The organism is Pedobacter jeongneungensis (assembly GCF_039538295.1).
In the GTDB taxonomy this organism is placed as follows: domain Bacteria; phylum Bacteroidota; class Bacteroidia; order Sphingobacteriales; family Sphingobacteriaceae; genus Pedobacter; species Pedobacter jeongneungensis.
This window is the reverse complement of sequence record NZ_BAABBY010000011.1, coordinates 50,955-71,285: the sequence shown is the minus strand read 5'-3', so window position 1 is coordinate 71,285 and position 20,331 is coordinate 50,955. Positions and strand designations below refer to the sequence as shown.

Annotated in this window: 17 protein-coding genes; 7 read left to right on the top strand and 10 right to left on the bottom strand. The window is 39.6% G+C overall.

Translation table 11 applies throughout. The features are described from left to right. Positions 1 to 52 precede the first annotated feature (52 nt). A complete protein-coding gene (locus ABD769_RS20280) occupies positions 53 to 505 on the bottom strand; it encodes a hypothetical protein (protein ID WP_344853186.1) in 453 nt (150 codons plus the stop codon). A 277-nt stretch (positions 506 to 782) separates the two neighbouring features. Then, positions 783 to 1,226, bottom strand: coding sequence for a sterol desaturase family protein (locus ABD769_RS20275; RefSeq protein ID WP_344853185.1), 444 nt, complete (start codon positions 1,224 to 1,226; stop codon positions 783 to 785). A 167-nt stretch (positions 1,227 to 1,393) separates the two neighbouring features. Between ABD769_RS20275 and ABD769_RS20270 the strand changes: the two genes are divergently transcribed. The 4 genes from ABD769_RS20270 (at position 1,394) to ABD769_RS20255 (ending at position 7,725) form a co-directional block, all read left to right on the top strand. After that, positions 1,394 to 2,005 carry a TetR/AcrR family transcriptional regulator gene (locus ABD769_RS20270; protein ID WP_344853184.1) on the top strand — a complete coding sequence of 204 codons (612 nt, stop codon included), beginning with the start codon at positions 1,394 to 1,396 and terminating at the stop codon, positions 2,003 to 2,005. 49 nt (positions 2,006 to 2,054) lie between these two features. Then, positions 2,055 to 3,395, top strand: a complete 1,341-nt coding sequence (locus ABD769_RS20265) for a TolC family protein (RefSeq protein ID WP_344853183.1) — start codon at positions 2,055 to 2,057, stop codon at positions 3,393 to 3,395. A gap of 2 nt (positions 3,396 to 3,397) precedes the next feature. Then, a complete protein-coding gene (locus ABD769_RS20260; RefSeq protein WP_344853182.1) occupies positions 3,398 to 4,465 on the top strand; it encodes an efflux RND transporter periplasmic adaptor subunit in 1,068 nt (355 codons plus the stop codon). Between the two features lie 65 nt (positions 4,466 to 4,530). Next, positions 4,531 to 7,725, top strand: coding sequence for an efflux RND transporter permease subunit (locus ABD769_RS20255; RefSeq protein WP_344853181.1), 3,195 nt, complete (start codon positions 4,531 to 4,533; stop codon positions 7,723 to 7,725). 77 nt (positions 7,726 to 7,802) lie between these two features. Here ABD769_RS20255 and ABD769_RS20250 read toward each other — a convergent pair whose 3' ends face one another. Beyond that, on the bottom strand, positions 7,803 to 9,239 hold the full coding sequence (locus ABD769_RS20250) for an AAA family ATPase (RefSeq protein ID WP_344853180.1): 1,437 nt from the start codon (positions 9,237 to 9,239) through the stop codon (positions 7,803 to 7,805). A 306-nt stretch (positions 9,240 to 9,545) separates the two neighbouring features. On the opposite strand from ABD769_RS20250, the gene ABD769_RS20245 reads away from it, so the two are divergent. Continuing rightward, positions 9,546 to 10,349 (top strand): hypothetical protein, encoded by an 804-nt coding sequence (locus tag ABD769_RS20245; protein ID WP_344853179.1) that lies wholly within the window; start codon positions 9,546 to 9,548, stop codon positions 10,347 to 10,349. 424 nt (positions 10,350 to 10,773) lie between these two features. Here the strand turns inward: ABD769_RS20245 and ABD769_RS20240 are convergent, their stop codons facing one another. The 5 genes from ABD769_RS20240 to ABD769_RS20220 form a co-directional block, all read right to left on the bottom strand. Then, on the bottom strand, positions 10,774 to 11,982 hold the full coding sequence (locus tag ABD769_RS20240; protein ID WP_344853178.1) for an MFS transporter: 1,209 nt from the start codon (positions 11,980 to 11,982) through the stop codon (positions 10,774 to 10,776). A gap of 111 nt (positions 11,983 to 12,093) precedes the next feature. Beyond that, positions 12,094 to 12,747 carry a TenA family protein gene (locus ABD769_RS20235; protein WP_344853177.1) on the bottom strand — a complete coding sequence of 218 codons (654 nt, stop codon included), beginning with the start codon at positions 12,745 to 12,747 and terminating at the stop codon, positions 12,094 to 12,096. Further along, complete coding sequence (gene thiD / locus ABD769_RS20230; protein WP_344853176.1) at positions 12,744 to 13,562, bottom strand: bifunctional hydroxymethylpyrimidine kinase/phosphomethylpyrimidine kinase; 819 nt, start codon at positions 13,560 to 13,562, stop codon at positions 12,744 to 12,746. Before thiD ends, ABD769_RS20235 begins: the two co-directional genes overlap by 4 nt. A 635-nt stretch (positions 13,563 to 14,197) precedes the next feature. Continuing rightward, positions 14,198 to 15,604, bottom strand: a complete 1,407-nt coding sequence (lpdA, locus tag ABD769_RS20225) for a dihydrolipoyl dehydrogenase (RefSeq protein WP_344853175.1) — start codon at positions 15,602 to 15,604, stop codon at positions 14,198 to 14,200. Positions 15,605 to 15,999: 395 nt separating this feature from the next. Next, a complete protein-coding gene (locus tag ABD769_RS20220) occupies positions 16,000 to 16,398 on the bottom strand; it encodes a hypothetical protein (protein ID WP_344853174.1) in 399 nt (132 codons plus the stop codon). Positions 16,399 to 16,546: 148 nt separating this feature from the next. On the opposite strand from ABD769_RS20220, the gene ABD769_RS20215 reads away from it, so the two are divergent. After that, complete coding sequence (locus ABD769_RS20215; protein WP_344853173.1) at positions 16,547 to 18,562, top strand: ATP-binding protein; 2,016 nt, start codon at positions 16,547 to 16,549, stop codon at positions 18,560 to 18,562. Further along, a complete protein-coding gene (locus tag ABD769_RS20210) occupies positions 18,555 to 19,187 on the top strand; it encodes a response regulator (protein WP_344853172.1) in 633 nt (210 codons plus the stop codon). The genes ABD769_RS20215 and ABD769_RS20210 overlap by 8 nt, the downstream gene beginning before the upstream one ends. A 168-nt stretch (positions 19,188 to 19,355) precedes the next feature. Here ABD769_RS20210 and ABD769_RS20205 read toward each other — a convergent pair whose 3' ends face one another. Both ABD769_RS20205 and ABD769_RS20200 read right to left on the bottom strand, forming a co-directional pair. Continuing rightward, a complete protein-coding gene (locus tag ABD769_RS20205) occupies positions 19,356 to 19,712 on the bottom strand; it encodes a bleomycin resistance protein (protein WP_344853171.1) in 357 nt (118 codons plus the stop codon). A gap of 63 nt (positions 19,713 to 19,775) precedes the next feature. Then, positions 19,776 to 20,324, bottom strand: a complete 549-nt coding sequence (locus ABD769_RS20200) for a Crp/Fnr family transcriptional regulator (protein ID WP_344853170.1) — start codon at positions 20,322 to 20,324, stop codon at positions 19,776 to 19,778. Positions 20,325 to 20,331 lie beyond the last annotated feature (7 nt).

Here is a 20,331-nt window from a genome sequence, read left to right as displayed (position 1 = left end):
ATAGCGTAATTTAAAGATGTGGCATTTGCTCCCCAATTAGTTTACGGGCTAATTATTCTACAATTTTTGTAATTGCCTTATCAAAGTGAAAGCTTTTAACTGCCTGCTGTGGCGCTTCTATTTTAACGCCGGTAAGCTGCCAGCCGATAAAAACAGGTTTGGTTTTGGCAAGCTCCAGTAAATGGTACCTTTCTTTTGTCAATTTTGCGCTGATTAAACCTACACTATCAGATTCAGCCTGACTTAAATGCTCAATCTCACTTTCCAATTTAGCTAAAGTAGCATCCAGTTCATTCCCTTTTGCAAGGCTATCGCCATAAGCTTCTGGAGAAATATTATAGAGACTATCAAGCTTTGCATTGTCGAAACTGAGTTTTTGGTCGCTGTCTTTATACTTAGCTTCTACAAGTTCAACGGCCCGGTCCTGATCGGTTTTTGCTTTTTTATGGCATGATGTAATAACAACAAATGATAAAAATAAACAGCAATAATAGATTTTTTTCATAGCACAAGTTTAAAATACAAGTACAAGCACCTTGCCAAGAATAACCACTGCTAAATTCATGAAGCATTATTCTTTTCTTCATCGATTTTCTTTTTAATTGCTTTTCCTTTATTACTGTTTTTAAACGGTTTGAGAAGGTTGTGTATAATTCTGCCGGTGAGCTAAAATCGTGCATGTATCATCCTCTAAAGAGTAATGCAAAGCAAAAAATAAGTTTTCTCATCAGTTTTATATTTACAACATAAATATAAAACTGATTAATTAGTTAAAAAATATACTAATCATTTTTTATTAGGTTCTTCCTTACAAACAACAACCCAAAAGCTTTTCCTTTCTCCTTACCTCTGTTTTTGTGGTGGATTTTATGCGCTTTCCTCACTGCCTGTAAATAAGTGTTATTGCTTTTAAAGGTTTTAAACCTACGGTGCACAAACCAATCGTGCACCACAAAATAAACCATGCCATATAAAGAAATGCCTAAGCCGATAAAAAACCTGTAACCCAGCTCATCCCGATCGGTGTACATTAAATACAAGGAAAGTGCAGCGAATAATAGCGCGAAAATATCGTTCCACTCGAAAAATGATTTCGCTTTCTGGTGATGACTTTTATGCATAAACCACAGCGGTCCGTGGAATAAATACTTGTGTATAAACCATGATAAACACTCCATCAAAACGATGGTAAATAATACAGTTAAAACGTTAAGGAATACTGACAAGATTTATAAATGATTGGTTTGTAAAGATATATAAACAGCAGAAGAAACAAAAATGCGTCATAGAATTGTAAGCTTAATGCGCTTTTGAACAAACCTTTCATGACAAATGATTTTTTAGCACTATTTTTGACTAAAATATTAAAAAAGTCAGAAAGTAGAAAAGTAAAATGATTGTAGCCGATAAAAAGAGAGAGCAGATTATTGATGGTGCGATAAAACGCTTCATCCATTTTGGTATTGGTAAAACCACAATGAATGATATTGCAGAAGATCTTTCCGTTTCCAAACCATCGCTTTATTATTATTTCCCGGATAAAAAACATTTAATTATAGGCGTAATAGAAAGGGTATTCCATGATTTTTTTGAACTGATCAAAAAGAAATACAATCCCGATCTTCCTTTAGAAGAGATTCTTTTTAACACCATAGACGTTAGAAACACCTTTTTTCAAAAATATTACATGTTGCGGATTACCGAAGGTATTCCTGATTTATTAAATGATGATGTGATAAAAGGCAAGCTACAAACCCTAAAAGGATCAGAAAAAGAATTCTTTGCAGAAATTTTTAGCCGCGCAAAAGAAAAAAGGGAAATAGAGCACGATGATACTTTCCATGTGGCAGAGCTTTACCTAGAAAGTTTGATGGGCCTTTGCACCATGTGCATAATGGAAACAGGTAAAGATCTTTTCCCGGATAAAAAGGCATTTAATAAAATGACACTGAAGCAAAAAAACCTCACTACCATATTTGTAAGGGGTTTAAGATGCGCAGATTGAAATAAAAACTTAAATAGATAAGAACCCAAAAACAAAAAAACAATACATTATGCTTAGAGTAAAATTGGTAAAATTAATGCTTCTACTGCTAATCGGCTCGGTTTTACCCCAGCTGGTAACTGCACAGCAGCAGGTTACCTTAAAAGATGCGCTAACCTATGCGCTCCAAAACAATACAAAGGTCCGGAATGCGAAACTGGATATTGAAGGCGGAAGATATAAGGTAGAGGAAGTTAGGGCGCAGGCTTTACCTCAGCTTACAGGAAATGTGGGTTTAACCTACAACCCGATTATCGGTCAATTGGTTGCAAATTTCGGAGGGGAGACACAGGCGATTAAATTGGGCCAGAACTGGAATTCGACTGCGGGTGTTCAACTTTCGCAACAGTTGTTTAACCAGCAGGTTTTTACCGGTTTACAGGCTGCAAGATCGAGCGAAGAGTATTACAACCTTACTTCGCAATTAACGGAAGAACAGATTATCGAACTGGTTGCCAATAATTATTACCAGGTTTTGGTAAACAGACAACAGCTTAACGTAATCGACACCAACATTAAAAATGTGAAGATTGTAGAGAAAATTGTTTCAAACCAGTTTAAAAATGGTTTGGCCAGAAAAATTGATGTTGACCGTATTAATGTTAACTTAACTAACCTTACTACACAACGTGAACAAACCATCAACGCGATTACACAATTGGAAAATCAGTTGAAATTCTCGATGGGTATGCCGGTTTCTACACCAATTATCCTGCCTGCTACCGAATTAACTGAAGTAACTACCTTACCTGTATTTACAGATTCTATCGATCTGGCCAACAGAACAGAAGTTAAACTTTTGAACAATCAGGATAAACTTTTATCGCTCCAGAGAAAAGCTTACGTTGCTGAATATTATCCATCACTGGCTTTAACCGGAAATTACACGTATTCAAGCCAGAGTGACGGTTTCGATTTCTTAAAATCTAATGCTGCTGCAATCGGGTATGGCGCATCAGCAGTTGGACTAACTTTAAAAGTGCCAATTTTTAACGGCTTTTTAACACGTTCAAAAATCCGCCAGGCAGATGTGAACATTAAAAAAGCACAAGAAAGCAGAAAAGAATCTGTAAACTCTTTAAACCTGGCTTACGAGAACGCTAAAATACAGTTGCGCAACAACCTTAACACCATTAAATCGCAACGTAAAAATGCCGATTTAGCTCAGGAAATTTACAAAAGCACACAGAACAACTATAACAATGGCTTAGCTTCTTTAACTGATCTTCTGGATACAGAAAATGCACTTACATCGGCACAGAACAGCTATACACAGGCTTTATTGAATTACAAAATAGCCGAAATACAATTAATAAAATCAAACGGAAATATTAAATCGCTAGTACAATAGAAATGAAAAGAGTAATTACCATAATTATCGTAGTTGTTGTTGCCCTTGGTGCAATAGCTTATGTTTTAAGCAACAATAAAAAGAAGAATGAAGAGAAAACTGCTTTCATTGCTAAAGGTGGTGGCGCTGTTGCCGTTCGTGTTGCTGAAGTAGAGAGAAAAGCTGTGAATTTAGATTTTGCGGCTAACGGAAACTTTGTTCCAAAGCAGGAACTTAATTTCTTATCAGAAAATGCAGGTCGTGTTACTGCCATCAATGTTGATGAAGGCGACCGTGTAAGCAAAGGTCAGGTTTTGGCCCGTATTGATGCAGAAATTATCAATACCGACAGAGAAACCGCTGAAGCTACTTACCAGAATGCGGTAAGGGATGAGGCAAGGTACCAAAGCTCGTTCCAAACTGGTGGTGTTACACAACAACAGTTAGACCAGGCTAAACTGGCTACTAAAAATGCAAAATTGCGTTTACAGGCTTCACAAAGAAAATTAAGCGATGCCAACATTAAATCGCCAATTAACGGTATTGTAAACAAAAGATACATTGAGGTTGGTGCTTTTGTAACTGCTCAGGGTACCCAGTTATTCGAACTGGTTGATGTTTCTAAATTAAAACTGAAAGTTAACGTAAACGAATCGCAGGTTGCAAATCTTAAAATCGGCGATCAGATCGAAATTAAATCATCTGTTTTCCCAACGGATAATTTCTCTGGAAAAGTAACTTTTATTGCGGCAAAAGCGGATGGAACTTTAAACTTCCCGATTGAAATTGAAGTAGACAACAGCCACAAAAACACCTTAAAAGCAGGTATGTACGGAACAGCAATATTCAAGTTTCCTAAACAGGCTCCAAGCATTATTATTCCACGTACATCTTTTGTGGGTAGTGTAAGCAGCAACCAGGTTTTTGTATTGGATAAAGCCAGCAATACTTCTAAAACCCGCAATGTTGTGGCCGGTCGTATTTTGGGCGACAACGTTGAAATTCTTGATGGCTTAAAAGAAGGAGAAACTGTAATCATCAGTGGACAGATTAACTTAACTGAGGGTGCTCCTGTTAGTATCGTAAAATAAGTTAAAGGAATTTTTCGGCTTTTAAAAACGCGATATGCCAATCGCAAAACGCAATACTAATTAAAATGAAGATAACAGATATATCTATAAAAAGGCCTTCGCTGGTGATTGTGGTGTTTACCGCACTTACTTTGCTCGGGCTATTAAGTTACTTTTCGTTGGGTTATGAATTACTTCCAAAATTCTCTAACAACGTAGTATCTATTTCGACCATCTACCCTGGTGCTTCACCAAATGAGGTTGAAAATACCGTAACCAAAAAAATTGAGGATGCGGTATCATCGATGGAAAACATTAAAAAGATCAACTCTGTATCGTTTGAGAGTTTATCTACCGTTACCATCACCCTTACTGATGCGGCAAACATCGATATCTCCTTAAATGATGCACAAAGAAAGGTAAATGCCATTCTTTCTGATTTACCGGAGGATGTTAAAACGCCATCATTAAGTAAATTCTCGCTGGATGATTTACCGGTAATTACCATGTCGGCCTCGGCCAATATGGATGATATTACTTTTTACGATCTGATCGACAAACGTATTGCCCCGGTAATTTCGAGGGTAAGCGGTATTGCGCAGGTTAACCTGGTAGGTGGTTCGGAGCGTGAAATTCAGGTTTCATTAGATGCTGATAAATTACAGGGTTATAACCTTTCGGTGCCACAAGTGCAGCAACTGATCCTTTCTTCTAACCTGGATTTCCCTACAGGAAGTGTAAAAACTCAAAACCAGGACGTATTGATCCGTTTATCGGGTAAATACAGGAGTATGGAAGAATTGAGAAACCTGGTTTTAACCACCTCTAAAGATGGTGCACAGATCCGTTTAGGCGATGTGGCCGATGTTCAGGATTCGCAAAAAGAAACCGAAAAACTGGCCCGTATCGATCGTAAAGCATCTATCGCTATTCAGATCATTAAACAAAGTGATGCAAACGCGGTAGAGGTAAGTAAAGGTGTACACGCCATTATCGCTAAACTTAAAAATGAATACGCAGCCAATAAGCTTGATATCAGAATTGTTAACGATAGCTCGATCTTTACTTTAGAATCTGCAGATGCGGTAATCCACGATTTAATCCTTGCGGTTATTTTGGTGGCCTTTGTTATGCTTTTCTTCCTGCACAGTTTACGTAATGCGTTAATTGTAATGGTATCGATTCCGGTTTCATTAATTGCTACATTTATCGGAATCAGCCTGTTCGGTTTTACCTTAAACTTAATGTCGCTGTTGGGGCTATCACTCGTGGTAGGTATCCTGGTGGATGATGCGATTGTGGTACTGGAGAATATCCAGCGACACATGGAGATGGGTAAAAACAAAGTTAGGGCAGCATCTGACGCGACAAGAGAGATCGGTTTTACGGTTGTATCTATTACCTTCGTAATTGTGGTGGTATTCTTCCCTATTGCGGTAAGTACCGGTCTGGTTTCGAACATCCTTCGTCAGTTCTGTATTGTGGTAATTATTGCAACACTACTTTCATTGGTGGCTTCATTTACCATTGTACCCCTTATCTTCTCACGTTTTGGTAAGTTAGAACACATAGAAGGCAAAAATATATTTGGCCGTTTTATCCTTTGGTTCGAAAAACAGTTAAAGAAATTTACCCTTTGGATTACCAGCATTTTAACATGGTCGTTAAACCATAAAGCGTTAACTTTAATCGCCGTTGTGGTAATGTTCTTAAGTTCATGCGGTTTATTGGTGGGTGGATTTATCGGTTCTGAGTTTTTCCCTAAATCGGATAAAGGCGAGTTCCTGGTTCAGTTGGAGTTACCTAAAGATGCATCTTTAGAGCAAACCAACTTCCTGACACAAAAAGCTGAAGCTTATTTAGATAAACAACCGGAAATTACCCAGCTAATTACTACCGTTGGACAATCAACAGGTGATTTCGGTGGTACGCAGGCAACAGCCTATAAATCAGAAATCAACGTAAAACTTGTTGAGCGCGATCAGCGTGAAGGCGTGTCTTCTGATATTTTCGCTACCAAAATGAGCCGTGCACTGGCTAAAGAATTGGTAGGAGCAAAAGTAAAAACCGTTCCGATCAGTATCCTGGGTATTGCAGAAAATGCACCGATCCAGTTGGTGGTAATGGGATCTGATTTAGATAGTGCTTTAAAATATGCGGAAGGTGCCCAAAAAGTGCTTGCTTCGATTCCGGGTGCTACGGAGATTAAATTATCGGTAGAAAAAGGAACCCCTGAGATTAACGTTCAGGTAGACCGTGATAAGATGTCGGCTGTTGGTTTAACCCTACAAACCGTAGGTTCTACCATGCAGACAGCCTTTGCGGGTAATACCGATGGTAAATACAGAAAAGGTGAATACGAATACGATATCAATATCCAGTATCAAAACTTTAACCGTCAGAATATTGACGACGTACGTAACCTGATTTTTGTAAACGCTGATGGTAAACAGATTAAATTATCGCAGTTTGCTACCATTACAGAAGGTTCAGGTCCGAGTCAGTTAGAGCGTTTAAATAAGTCTACTTCGGTATCAGTTAAGGCTCAATCAATAGGTAGACCAACAGGAACCGTGGTTGCAGAATTCCAGGCCAAACTGGAAGAAATGCAAAAAAATGGTAAGCTAAAAGCTCCGGTTGGTGTAAGTTACAGCTGGGCGGGTGATCAGGAGAACCAGAGCGAAGGTTTTGGTACTTTAGGTATCGCTTTATTAGCCTCTATTATTTTGGTTTACCTCATTATGGTTGCCCTTTACGATAGTTTTATCTATCCACTGGTGGTAATGTTCTCGCTTCCGTTAGCGGTAATTGGGGCATTATTAGCGCTGGCTTTAACCAATAACTCAATCGGTATCTTCACCATTTTAGGTTTGATCATGCTGATGGGTCTGGTAGCGAAAAACGCGATTATCCTGGTCGATTTTACCAACCACTTAAAGGCAGAAGGTAAAGAAACCAAAGAAGCGCTTGTTTTGGCCAACCATGCTCGTTTAAGACCAATTTTAATGACAACCATCGCCATGGTATTCGGTATGCTTCCAATTGCATTGGCCAGTGGCGCCGGTGCGGAGTGGAAAAACGGTTTGGCATGGGTTATTGTAGGTGGATTAACCAGTTCGTTATTCTTAACCTTAATTGTAGTACCGGTAGTGTATTTAATATTCGACAGAATGTTAGAGCGCTTTGGTTTCAACAAAAAAGGAAAAACCATTGATGAACTGATGGAAGAACCATACGATCATAAAGATGTAAATGAATACGATTTAGATCACGGACATTAATCAACATCCATATTAACAATCAATAGCCCCGACCCAAATCGGGGCTTTTTTGTGGAGTGCTTAACGCTCTTGATGTACTATTGTGGCAAAAACAAATCATCCATAGTCACTTCATTCTGTACCAGGCCAATAGAATACATATTATCTTTAACACCATAGGTTGTAACCATTGTTAGAAATAACGCTTTTTTGGTTTTGCTCTGTTGACGGAATATCTCAAGTTTGTACTGTAATTCCGCAGCGTAAGCTTTATCTATTGCGAACCCGGTATTTGAAAATTTCATTTCACATACACTAATCACATTATCTTGTCTGTCTAACAAGAGATCGATCTGTGCGCCGTTTCCATCTTTTGGAGCATGTCGCCAGGCTGATGTTTCTGTAAAAACTCCTGAAATGCCCAGTGCCTGTTTAATATTACCGGTATGTTTCATGCAGATCCCTTCAAAGGCATAACCAGTCCAGCTCTTCCAGGAAGACATTGATGATTTTTTTAGCCATGTGCCTGCACCGGTGGCACGGGTATGTTCGATAAATTTAAGATAAAAAAGGCTGTATTCGTCGCTGAGTTTGTAAATGCTCTGATTGGCATTCTTTTGAAAAGGCAGGTGCGGAGTAATGAAACCAGACTCCACAAGTTCCTCGAGCAAAAGACTGGTAGTCCCTCCACTCTGCAGGTTACATGCCGCAATGATTTCGTTTCTTGTTAATCCCGATGTTTTGTCTGCAAGTGCCTTTACTACAGAAATGTGCCTGCCTGCGTTTTCGAACAACGAGCGGTAAAGGTTTGCAAATTCTGTTGAGAGGAGGCCATCCTTAGTGAAACAAAGCCTGTCGATAGCCTGAGTAGCACTTTCCCCTCTTTTAAGTTCTTTCAGGTAATGTGGCACACCGCCCATTGCCATAAAAATATTTAGCACCTGATAACGGTCAAGATGGATATTATTGCTTTTTAAATACTGTTCTGTCTCGTACAAGGTGAAAGGTAAAAGGCGTATTTTACGCGTCAGCCGATTGTGCAGGCCTCCTTTGTTATTTACAACCTTTTTAATCATCCAGGTGGCAGCAGATCCACATATCGCAACAATCAGGTTCGGCTGTTGTGAAGCCCATTGGTTCCAAAAATATTCAAATGCAGAAAGAAAACCTGATTTATGTGAACTTAGCCAGGGGAACTCGTCAAAGAAAATTACAGCTTTTCTTTTTTTAAGTATAGGGGTTGCAAATTCTCTAAGTTGCCAGAAGGCTTCTGTCCAGTTTTTGGGGGTTGCAGGAGTTAATGGGGAATCTAATGCATCTGCCATGGCCTTGCTAAAATTAAGCAATTGCTCAGCTGCATTTGCATCATGAACACCCGAAAGTTCAAAAATAAGCTGTTTCTGAAAGACTGAGCGGATCAGGAAAGTTTTTCCAACCCTCCTCCTGCCAAAAACCGCTAATAATTCTGATGAGGATGACGTAAGTGCCTCTGACAGTATTTTTTTCTCAACAATTCTTCCAATGAGCAATTCCATTTCTTTTCTTTTTAATGTTAATGATGAAAAACAATTTTATCCGCAGCCAAAATATAAATCAAATATATGGTTTTGGCTGTAGATAAAAATCTATCCGCAGCCAAAATTCATCAAAAACATATAGTTTTGGCTATCGATAATGAATTTTATTTCAATAAGCTATCTTCATATGTAATCGGAATGATTATTTTTTTACCACAGGAACATTGAAAAATACAGTTAAATAACTTGTTCTGAGCCATGCGCAGATAATTCTACAATGCTGTCAGCAAACAAATTATGTACCCACATTGTATATTAGGGATTATGTTCAAAATCATCCTTAGCCTGTTCCTAATCTTTTCCACATTCCTCGTAAAAGCGCAACATCCACCCGTTTTTGCCGCTATGAGTACCGATTCGAGTTTTATTAAACTCTGTAATCTGGATATTACCTTAGTGAAATACAGCTACAAACCCAACGGCGTAAAGTTTTTGGTGGTGCACGACAATGAAGATACTGGTGTTAAAGCTGGTTTCGATTATATCCGCTGGTATGGTGGTGAGCTGATCGACAGTCAGTATGGAGCGGTAAGAGATTATTATTTCAGCTATATGGACGATCAGTATCGTATTGATCCCAATGCGATCTATACAGAAGTGGGTGTAAATACCAGGTTAAAAAAAGATAAGTTCAGTTCTAATGAAGTCGAGAAAGCAATACTAAGCGCGGGCAAGCAGATTGTTGATTTTTACGATCCAAAAACGACGGGTTATTTTTTAACACTCCATAATAATGCTGATGGAGGCTTTGGGATCGCCTCTTACCTGCCAGGATATGACCTGGCCAGCACGGCTGATTCTGTTTACATCAACTTCCAGATGGATGGCGATGACCTGATTTATGTAACCGAAGCAAGATTATTCAGCAGTTTAAAAAAAGCAAATGTTAATGTAATCCTGCAATCTAAATTCGCAACCAACGATGGTTCACTTTCGGTTTATGCCATGCAGAATAATATTCCTTATATTAATGTAGAGGTACAGCACGGGCATCAGGAAGAAAATTTCAGGTTAATCGAACTCGCAGTTGCTACCTTGAAGGAACATGGAATAATCAGGAAAGAATAGATAAGACATTGAAGAAAATTTAAGCTTATTATTCTATCAGTTGGTGTCTCTCCGCCCGAAATCAAGACAAATTTAGTAGTTTAAGATTTGGAAATGAGCATACAGTAGTTCATGGAGGCTTGCAGTCCCGCTTTGCGCTTTATCCCGATAAAACCTGTGAAACAAGCAAGCATACCAAAATAATAAACAACAATGCTTAAATCGGGATGCCCGCTACAATCGGGTTTATGAACAACGGTTTCTGCACCTTGCAACCCTAAAAATGAAACACTGTTTTGGCCACCTAGCCCCGGTTGAAGCGGTACCCTGAAGCAACGAGGCACGAGGAAGCAAAGCGTACAAGCGAAAAACGGGAAGAAATTTATTTTTTTTGTACTGAACCTGCGCTCCAAATAATAGATATGTTTTTTTATGGAATGAAATCCTAATTTATAGCTTTTATCTTCGTAACCAAAAAAGTGATCAGCAGGCCAAAAACAGAAATGATCCCGAAGGAATAACGCAAGCTGGATAACTGCGATACGTAACCAATTAATGGCGGACCGAACAAAAAGGCAAAATAACCTATACTCGATACCATAGTGATGGCCTTACCTGCAGGCACTTTTTTATTGTTACCAGCAATGCTGTAAACCATCGGTACAATACTCGAAACCCCCAGACCAATAAGCATAAAACCAAAAATAGCCACAATAATATTTGGGAATATTACAGCCAGTGCCATACCAATTGAGATAATGGCTCCGCTGATTTGCAACAGGTTTTTCCGTCCGAATTTGCTGATCAGATAAACACCTAAAAACCGTCCGCTGGCCATCATAAACATAAACGATGCATAGCCGATAATAGCCTTATTATGAGGCAATTTCACCACGTCTTCAAAGTAAATAGCACTCCAATCGAACATTGTACCTTCAGTAGCCATGCTGCAAAAAGCGATAATACCCAATAAAACCAGAATGCCCTGCGGCATGGTGAAAAACTTTGTTTTTTCAGCCGGAACATCAGGTTTGCTATTGTGATCTAATAATTTTTTTGAGCTAAATACTACATTCGTCAGTGATATTAAGGCAACGATCCAAAAATGGGTGTACATACCCAGTTTTAAGTTCACCAATCCAAGCGCAATTAATGCCCCGGTTAAATTCCCAATGCTCCAGGCCCCGTGGAAGGAGCTCATTATCGGTTTGCCATAATAATTTTCACCGGCAACACCCTGTGTATTCAGGGCAATGTTGCAAAGGTTACCTGTGATGCCAAACAGCACCAAAAAAGCGGCCAGCTGCCAGCCTGTGCTTGCCAAAGCCAAAAAAGTTAAGGCAATGGCATAAAGCGGTGCGGTTGCTCTGAGCATTTTTTTGCTACCGAAATGTGTAGTGAGTTTTGCAGAAAAAAACATCGTAATAATCTGCCCTGCAGGCAATGCGAAAAGAATAGATCCTAATTCGGCATCGTTTAAACCCATCGAGGCCTTGAAAGTGGGAATCCTGCTGGCCCAACTTGCAAAACAGACGCCTTGCATAAAATAGAAGGCTGATATGGCTAAACGGACTTGTTTTGGAGAGCTTTGTGCTAATACAGGTTTATTTTCTTGGTTAACTAAAATTTCCTTGTCTTGCGTACTTTCTTCCAAAATTGATGTTTTAAATAATAGATTAAGCTGCAAAGTTCCTTAAATCTATTGGAAATACCGACTATTTTTTGATTTTAAATCAAAAAATTTGCGATGATTAGGGTTAAAATATTAAATTTTCCATTTTTCCTGTTCATAAGCACTGTCCCAAAACATCCATTCCAACCGTGTAGCCATTTCGAAAGCAACCAACATTTTCTCCCTGGTTTCTTCATTAACTCCTGCAGCCAGCTGATCGGTAATGGCAATTGCTTTTTCTACTGCAGCGGCAAATTCTGCTCCGGCATACATATCGATCCACCTTTTATAAGGATTTTGATCTCCGGTTTGTTCTGCAAAAATATAGTCTCCTACAGCTTTATAAATCCAGAAACAAGGTAGCACCGCCGCAGCGGCAACTTCGACACTAGCGTAAGCCGCCTGATTAAGGATATAATTGGTGTACAAAAGTGTAGATGGAGTAGGTGCTACTTTATCTGGCAAACCAAATTCTACAAAGTAACTCTCGTGTAAACTCCGCTCGGCAAAAATTGCTCCTGTAGAAAATCCGGCAAAAGCCAGTATCAGTTCTGCATCCTGCATTCGGCCACTAATGGTGCTCAAAGTCCGCCCAAATTCCAGAAGGTAATAAGCATCCTGTGCTAAATAGAAGATAAATTTTTCTTTGGGCAAGGTGCCATTGCTCAGTTCGGTATTAAAGGGCATGGTTAAAATTTTATTGTAGATGGGTTTAACCCTTTCCCATGCCTGCTCACTCCATTTCATTGGATAATTAATTTTAGGGGATTAAAAAAATGATTTAAGGGTCCGTTGCCCTGCCCTGTTTTTACTTCGCTGCCCGCTTGTAAGGCATTGCTGATATAATTTTTTGCATTTTTAATTGCGGCCAGTAAATCGTTGCCTTTTGCCATTTCAGCTGCTATGGCTGATGATAAGGTGCAACCTGTTCCGTGCAGGTTTTTGGAGTTGATAAAAGCGCTTTCCAATATCAACGGGGCATCATTTCCAGCAATAAGGACATCATAAATAACCGGCCCGGCTAAATGCCCGCCTTTTACCAAAACTGCCTTTGCTCCTTTTTCAATGATTTTGCGTCCTGCAGCAATCATATCATCGAGGTTATAAATTTCCTGATCGGCTAGGATTATGGCTTCATCAATATTGGGAGTAACCAGGCTTACGATAGGGAACAATCTAGCGATTAACTCATTAATGGTATCGGGTTCAATTAACCGGTGACCACTGGTAGCCACCATTACCGGATCTAAAATGACCGGAACCTGCTTGGTATAAGCCTTTAGTTCTTTTTCAATCACCTGCACCACTTCGGCACGGTTAATCATCCCGATTTTAATGGCCACAGGTGCAATATCTTCCAACACCGCCTGGAGCTGGTCTTTAATCATTTCAGCCGGAATGCCATGCACGGCTCTCACGCCCATGGTGTTCTGTGCGGTTATGGCAGTGATTACCGAAGTGCCAAAGCAACCTAATGCAGAAAAGGTTTTTAAATCGGCCTGAATGCCTGCCCCACCCCCACTATCAGAACCGGCTATGGTTAATACGTTAATGTAATTCATAACAAAGACTTCATTTTGTGATACAACTTCAGGAGTCTTCAAATGCAGAATGCATTGTGCACAGCTTGTGCAGACAAACTAATTTTCCTACGCCGGCATGATCCGGATCAGGTTCATTTATAGGTCATAAGGTATATGGTTTAGGGCATAGGGTTTTAACCTGTCGCCTTTTACCTCTTACTTTTCACCTATAAAACGGGTATATTCTCAGCCAACTGTTTTGAAGGCACCCCTAAAGTTTATTTTATGGCGCAATATAAGGCTTAGTTTTTATTATTGGGGGGAAAAAAGGTGAAAGACTAAAGAGCAGAGGTGAAAGCGCCCCAATTCGTGATGTCGACCGCAGCATAGCGGAGCACCCGCCTGCTACGGGCAGGGAGAGATCTACCTCGCAATAGATCTCTCCACTTCGCGACGCTCCGGTCGAGATGACGTAATTATAATAAATGAACTCTGGAGTTTAAGAATTCGCGATTGGGTTGGGGGTGATGTAACTGGATAGATATCTCGACTACGTTGCACTCCACTCGAGATAACGGAAAAATTAAACAAAAAATCCCGGTATAAATACCAGGATTTTTTGTTTAAGATTTATTAAGCAGATACTGAAACAAGTTCAGTATGACGACCAATAGTTAAATGTGTATCGCCCTGTTATCAGTTGCAGCAAGCGCCGCTTCTTTTAATGCTTCGGTATAAGTTGGGTGAGCATGGCAGGTACGTGCAATATCTTCGGCAGAAGCACGGAATTCCATTGCAATAACAGCTTCAGCAATCATATCTGCAGCACGCGGACCGATCATGTGTACACCTAAAACTTCGTCAGTAGCAGCATCGGCTAACACTTTAATAAAACCATCGGTATCCATACTCGCTTTTGCGCGTCCACTTGCTTTAAAAGGGAATGAACCCGCTTTATATTTTACGCCTTTTTCTTTTAATTGCTCTTCGGTTAAACCTACAGAAGCAACTTCTGGCCAGGTATAAACCACACCAGGAATTAAGTTATAGTTGATATGCGGTTTTTGTCCGGCAATGGTTTCGGCAACATAAGTACCTTCATCCTCTGCTTTGTGTGCCAGCATGGCACCGGTAATAACATCACCAATGGCATAAACACCTTTAACCGAAGTTTCCAAATGTTCGTTAACCGGGATTTTTTTACCTCTTTCTTCTACCGTAATTCCGATTTTATCTAAACCTAAACCTTCGCTATAAGCCGTACGGCCCACAGCAACAATACAGTAATCAGCATCTAAAGAAATGGTTTCGCCTTTTGGTGTTTCAGCAGTAACCGTTACAGTTTTACCTTTATTGGTTGCGCCGGTAACTTTGTGGCCCATGTAAAACTCCATGCCCAAAGTTTTCTTTAAAACACGTTGAAGTTCTTTACCTAAACCAGCATCCATTGTACCGATAATTGAGGGTAAAAATTCTACCACAGAAACTTTTGTACCTAAACGGGCATAAACTGAACCCAATTCCAGGCCGATTACACCACCACCAATAACCACCATTGTTTTTGGTACTTCTTTAATATTTAAAGCTTCGGTTGAAGTAATGATGCGTTTTTTATCGATTGGTAAAAATGGTAAGGCTGTTGGTTTAGAACCTGTAGCAATAATGACATTTTTAGCAGATAATGTTTCAGTAGAACCATCAGCTTTGGTTACCAGAATGGTATTTTTATCTATAAAAGAACCAACGCCTTCAAAAGAATCGATTTTGTTTTTCTTGAACAAATAGGTGATACCGGCTGTATTTTGAGCAACAACGTCGTCTTTACGGGCGATCATCTGTTTCATATCAACCTTTAAATCTTTTAAGTTGATACCGTGAGTGGTAAATGTATGGGCAGCGTTGTGGAAATGCTCTGAAGAATCTAACAAAGCCTTAGATGGGATACAGCCTACGTTTAAGCAGGTACCTCCAAAAGTTTTATATTTTTCTACTACTGCAGTTTTTAAACCTAACTGAGCACAACGGATTGCGCCTACATAACCGCCCGGCCCTGAACCGATAACAACGACATCGTATTGCATAATTTCTTGATAATTTTAATTAGCCAAATGTAGGGAAAAAAGGCGGAAAGCTGAAAGCAAATTGGCCAATACTAAATGATGCATTAACAGGTAAGCAAGGGCTGAGCCTCAATATAATGCCATAACAAAGCACAAAAGTCCGTTGGTTTGATGAGCGTACAAAACATTTTACTTTCAACGTATAAAATGTGCTGTTAAATTCAAACCTAACGGACTAATGAACGGGGGCGTTAGTCGGAAGTTTTTAGTCGGAAGTCCGGAGTTGGTGTTAAGCGATTGGCGTTTCGCGTCTGGCGTTAACTAAATGATATACAATCCACGCCGTGAACCATCAACCATTAAACCATCAACCATCAAACTAATGACTATTGACCAATGAACTAATGACCAATAAACTACAAACTATACGATGCCGAAGCACTCAAAACCGCCCCGCTTGATGTACCTTCACTTTTCAGTTCCCCGTCAACATAAATGCGTGCTTTTAAGGTAGAAGTCGCATTTGCACCTGTTGCACCGGCAGCAATATTTAAAGAGATGGTTCCGGCAGGTACCGTAATTTCCTGACTCGTCCAGGTAGTGCCGCTTAAGCTGGTTGCAGTGGTTACCTGGGTATCATAACCATAAACTACTGTACTGATGTTGCTACCGGCAGAGGCTTCAAGTTTAAAAACTACCTTGTGCGAACTTTTTGAAGGAGTTTCTGCATCGTCTTTTTTACACGACATTAAGCCGGTAAATAAAACCAACGCAAAGAAAGAAAGTACAAATGTTTTAATTTTGATGTTTTTCATAATTAGATTTTAAAAAATAGAACTGCAAATAAACAAATGCGTGTTTTGCTGTGCAATAACCGGAAAACACCATTTTTTTCTACCTGATTTCAGGTATATTCTGACTTTAATTTCTGGTTGATGGATAAAGCATGCATTTTTAGTTTTAATGAGAAATTACATCACCCTGTTTTTATCCCTGATTTTCTGTTCTTTATATGGCAGGGCACAGTTGCAACCAGCAGATAAACAATATACCGACAGCCTGAACAGCCTAATTAATGGCAATGCACCGGATAGTATAAAAGCTATAGCCGGTTTTAAACTAACCGATTTTTGGGCTGATAATGATAGTACAAAAGCAGTAGCTTTTTTAACTAAGGCAAGAAACCACAGCAGGAAAAACCCGGTTCTTTTTGCCAGGTCATACTGGTACGAATCTTTAATTTACCTGGAAAAGGATTACCCAAAGGCAGAAAAGCTTCTCATCCATGCCGATTCATTATTGAGCAGGTTTAACACAAAAGGCATTTACCGTTTAAGATCGATGGTTTGGCATAACTATGCTTTAATACAACAACATAAGGATGACCTCAAAACCACGCTGGATATATTGATCAACCGCGCTTTACCCCTTTCTAAAAAGGCTGGCGAAAAAGAATTTATCGGTACAGAATATGTTTCTATTGGTACCATACTGATGAACATCGGTCAATACGAAAAAGCAAAGCCATACCTGCACCAGGGCCTGAGTGCCTTAAAAGACGCTACTCCCGATAAATATTACCTGCTCGTTAATCTATACATCACCATATCTCAAAATTATTATCATTTAAAGCATTACAGCGAAACCAAAAAGTACCTCGATCTTGCAAAAATAATATTGGATAAGTCGGATCATGTTCGCACAGGTTATCCAATGGCAGTATTCTGGCTCGATTACTATAAAAGCACCACCCGTTATTTCATTAATACAAAGCAGGAAAAACTGGCCCTGGCAGATGCCGGCAAGGCAATTAAACTAGCTGAGCAGCTGAAAGATAATTATACGCTACAGGAAATTGTATTTGAGAAATACCGGATCCTTTTCGATCAGAAAAAATTTGCCGAAGCCAGAAAAACATTGTTACAGGTAGTCGGTCAGCCAGAAATTAACACGCTTGCAACCAACAAACTCCGGCTAACCGAGGCGCTTTCGGAGGTAAATTACGAACTGGGCAACTTTAAAGAAGCTTACCAATTGCTCAAAAAAAGCAAGTTGCTTAACGATAGCCTCAACGAAGATAAAACCAAAGAAGATATTAATGCGCTGGAGATTAAATATAAAAATGCCGAAAACCAGAAAAAGATTGCCCATTTAAACGCAGAAAAAAAGCAGCATGCAGCGATTATCAAAAACAATAAAATAACTACCCTGCTGCTCATCGCCGCTTCATTTTTTCTCCTGGTAATTATTATTCTTTTGTTCTTCTATTTTAATGGCTATAAAAAACTGGCAGAACAGCGGGCCATTAACTATAAGCAAAAAGTGGATGATTTACAGCAGAAACAACAGCTGGAAATTAGCCGGGCGATGCTTAATGCCGAGGAAAAAGAAAGAAACCGGGTAGCACAAGACCTGCATGATGGGCTTGGCGGCATGCTATCGGGACTGAAAATAAACTTATCCAATTGGGCAAAACACCGTGAAATGCAATTGCACGATGTAGAATTACAACGGATTGTTACCCAGTTAGATGGTTCTGTTACCGAGCTAAGGCACATTGCAAGAAACATGATGCCGCAGACTTTATTAAAATTCGGACTGGAAACGGCACTGAAAGATCTGGCAGAATCGGCCATGAGCCATGAGCTGCATATCGATTTTCAGGCATTAAATATCTCAAAAAACATTGCGCTCGAAGAACAGATCATCATTTACCGGATTGTACAGGAAATCCTGACCAATACCTTAAAACATGCCCGTGCTACTGAAGTAGTTTTGCAGTGCAGCGAGAACGAAAACCACTTTTACATCACCATAGAAGATAATGGAAAAGGTTTTGATACTTCAACATATAAAAAGGGAATGGGCATAGAAAACATCAAAAACAGGGTGGCTTACCTCAAAGGAAATTTTGAAATTGATGCTCAACCAGGCAATGGTGCAACTTTTAACATCGAAATCCCAATTAGTTATGAATAAGAACATTAAACTAGCCGTTGTGGACGATCACCCGATTGTGATCCAGGGAATTGTGTCGCTAATTAACAACCTCGGCAATATGGAAGTGGTGGGCAGTTTCCAGTCGGGCAGCGAATTAATTATTTTTTTAAATGATCATGAACTGGATATCCTGTTGCTTGATATCATGCTGCCCGACATTAATGGCATTGAACTTTGCGCCCAGGTTAAGAAAATATCGCCGGCAACGGCAGTTATTGCCATTAGCAACCATACTGAAAGGAGCATTATTATGCAGATTTTACAAAACGGTGCCAGTGGTTATATTTTAAAAAATGCTTCAGTAGAAGAACTAAAAAACTGCATCGAAACCGCGCTTAACGGAGAACTGGCTTTTAGTAAAGAAGTGATGGAAATTATTGCCAAACCATCAATCAACGATTTAAAAGGCCGCCCCAAATTTACCAGGCGCGAAAAGGAAATTTTACGTTTAATAGCACAGGGAAAAACCACAACAGGCATAGCCGACGAACTTTTTTTGAGTCCGCTTACCGTAGAAACCCACCGCCGCAACATGATGCAAAAACTCGACGTTAAGAATTCCATTGAGCTGATTAATATGGCTACAGAACAGTTGCTGATTTAGCCGGGAGTTTTGAGTTGGGGGTTTTGAGTTGGGGGTTGGGAGCTGGGAGTAAATTTTTCTGTAAACTATAAACCATTGACTAATGGACCAACTAAACTATCAACCGTCAACCAATAAACCATTGACAAATGACTAATAAACCATTGACTAATGACCAATAAACCCCTCTTAAACCTCCTGCCCAAAAGTCAGCAAATTACTATCCGGATCAAGCATGGCAAATTCTTTCTGCCCCCAGGGTTTCGTTTGCAAACTTCCGGCCGGATGGATACTTTGTTGCGTATCTAACATCGATTGGTAAAGCCCGTTTATATCATTGGTACGGATATAAACCTGGCCATAGTTTTCTTTGGGATCGAGTGCTTCGAATAAAAAGAAGTGAATCTGCACATGGTCTTTCTGCACCATCAGGTAATCACTAAAATCGGCACTGCCAATATCTTTAAAACCCAGTTTATTTACATAAAAGTTTCTGGTAACTGCTTTATTCCGCATGGGCAGTTTCGGATTGATTGCTGTAAGCATATTTTTTTTATTTCAAAAATGAGGATTTTTCTCAAAAGCAGCACTTGATCGAAATCAGGAAATTTAATGGCTTGCCCTAACCCGACTTAAGGTTTCAGGAGCGATTTTAAGATAAGAAGCAATCATTTTAACCGGAAAAACCTGAACAATAAGGGGTTTGGCATTTGTAATGTAGCCATACTTTTGTGCCGGACTTAATGCATGATCGAACAGGTAAGTCCGGTGGTTTGGTTGGTTAAAAACCCGACCGAAGCTTAAAAAAGATTGTGATTTTACAATCAGTTCATGCAGGTGCTGTAAACTCAATTCAATAACTTCAGCAGCCTCAAATGCTTTAATGGCGGTGTGTGATGGTTTTTGATCGATCAAGCTCGGGTGGTTATACATCCATTCTTCCGGCAGGTGCAAATCGATAATTGTTTCATTTATGCCATCAGATTGAAACTGAAAAAAGGATCCCGACAAAATGAAATAAACAGATTGACAAACCTCACCCTGGCGCAATAGCAAATCATTTTTCCTGAATACCTTCCGCCGGATTTTTTCTTCAAAAAGAAGCATATCCTGAACTGAAAACGATCCGACACTGGCTAAAATTTCCTGAACAGACATGGCATTA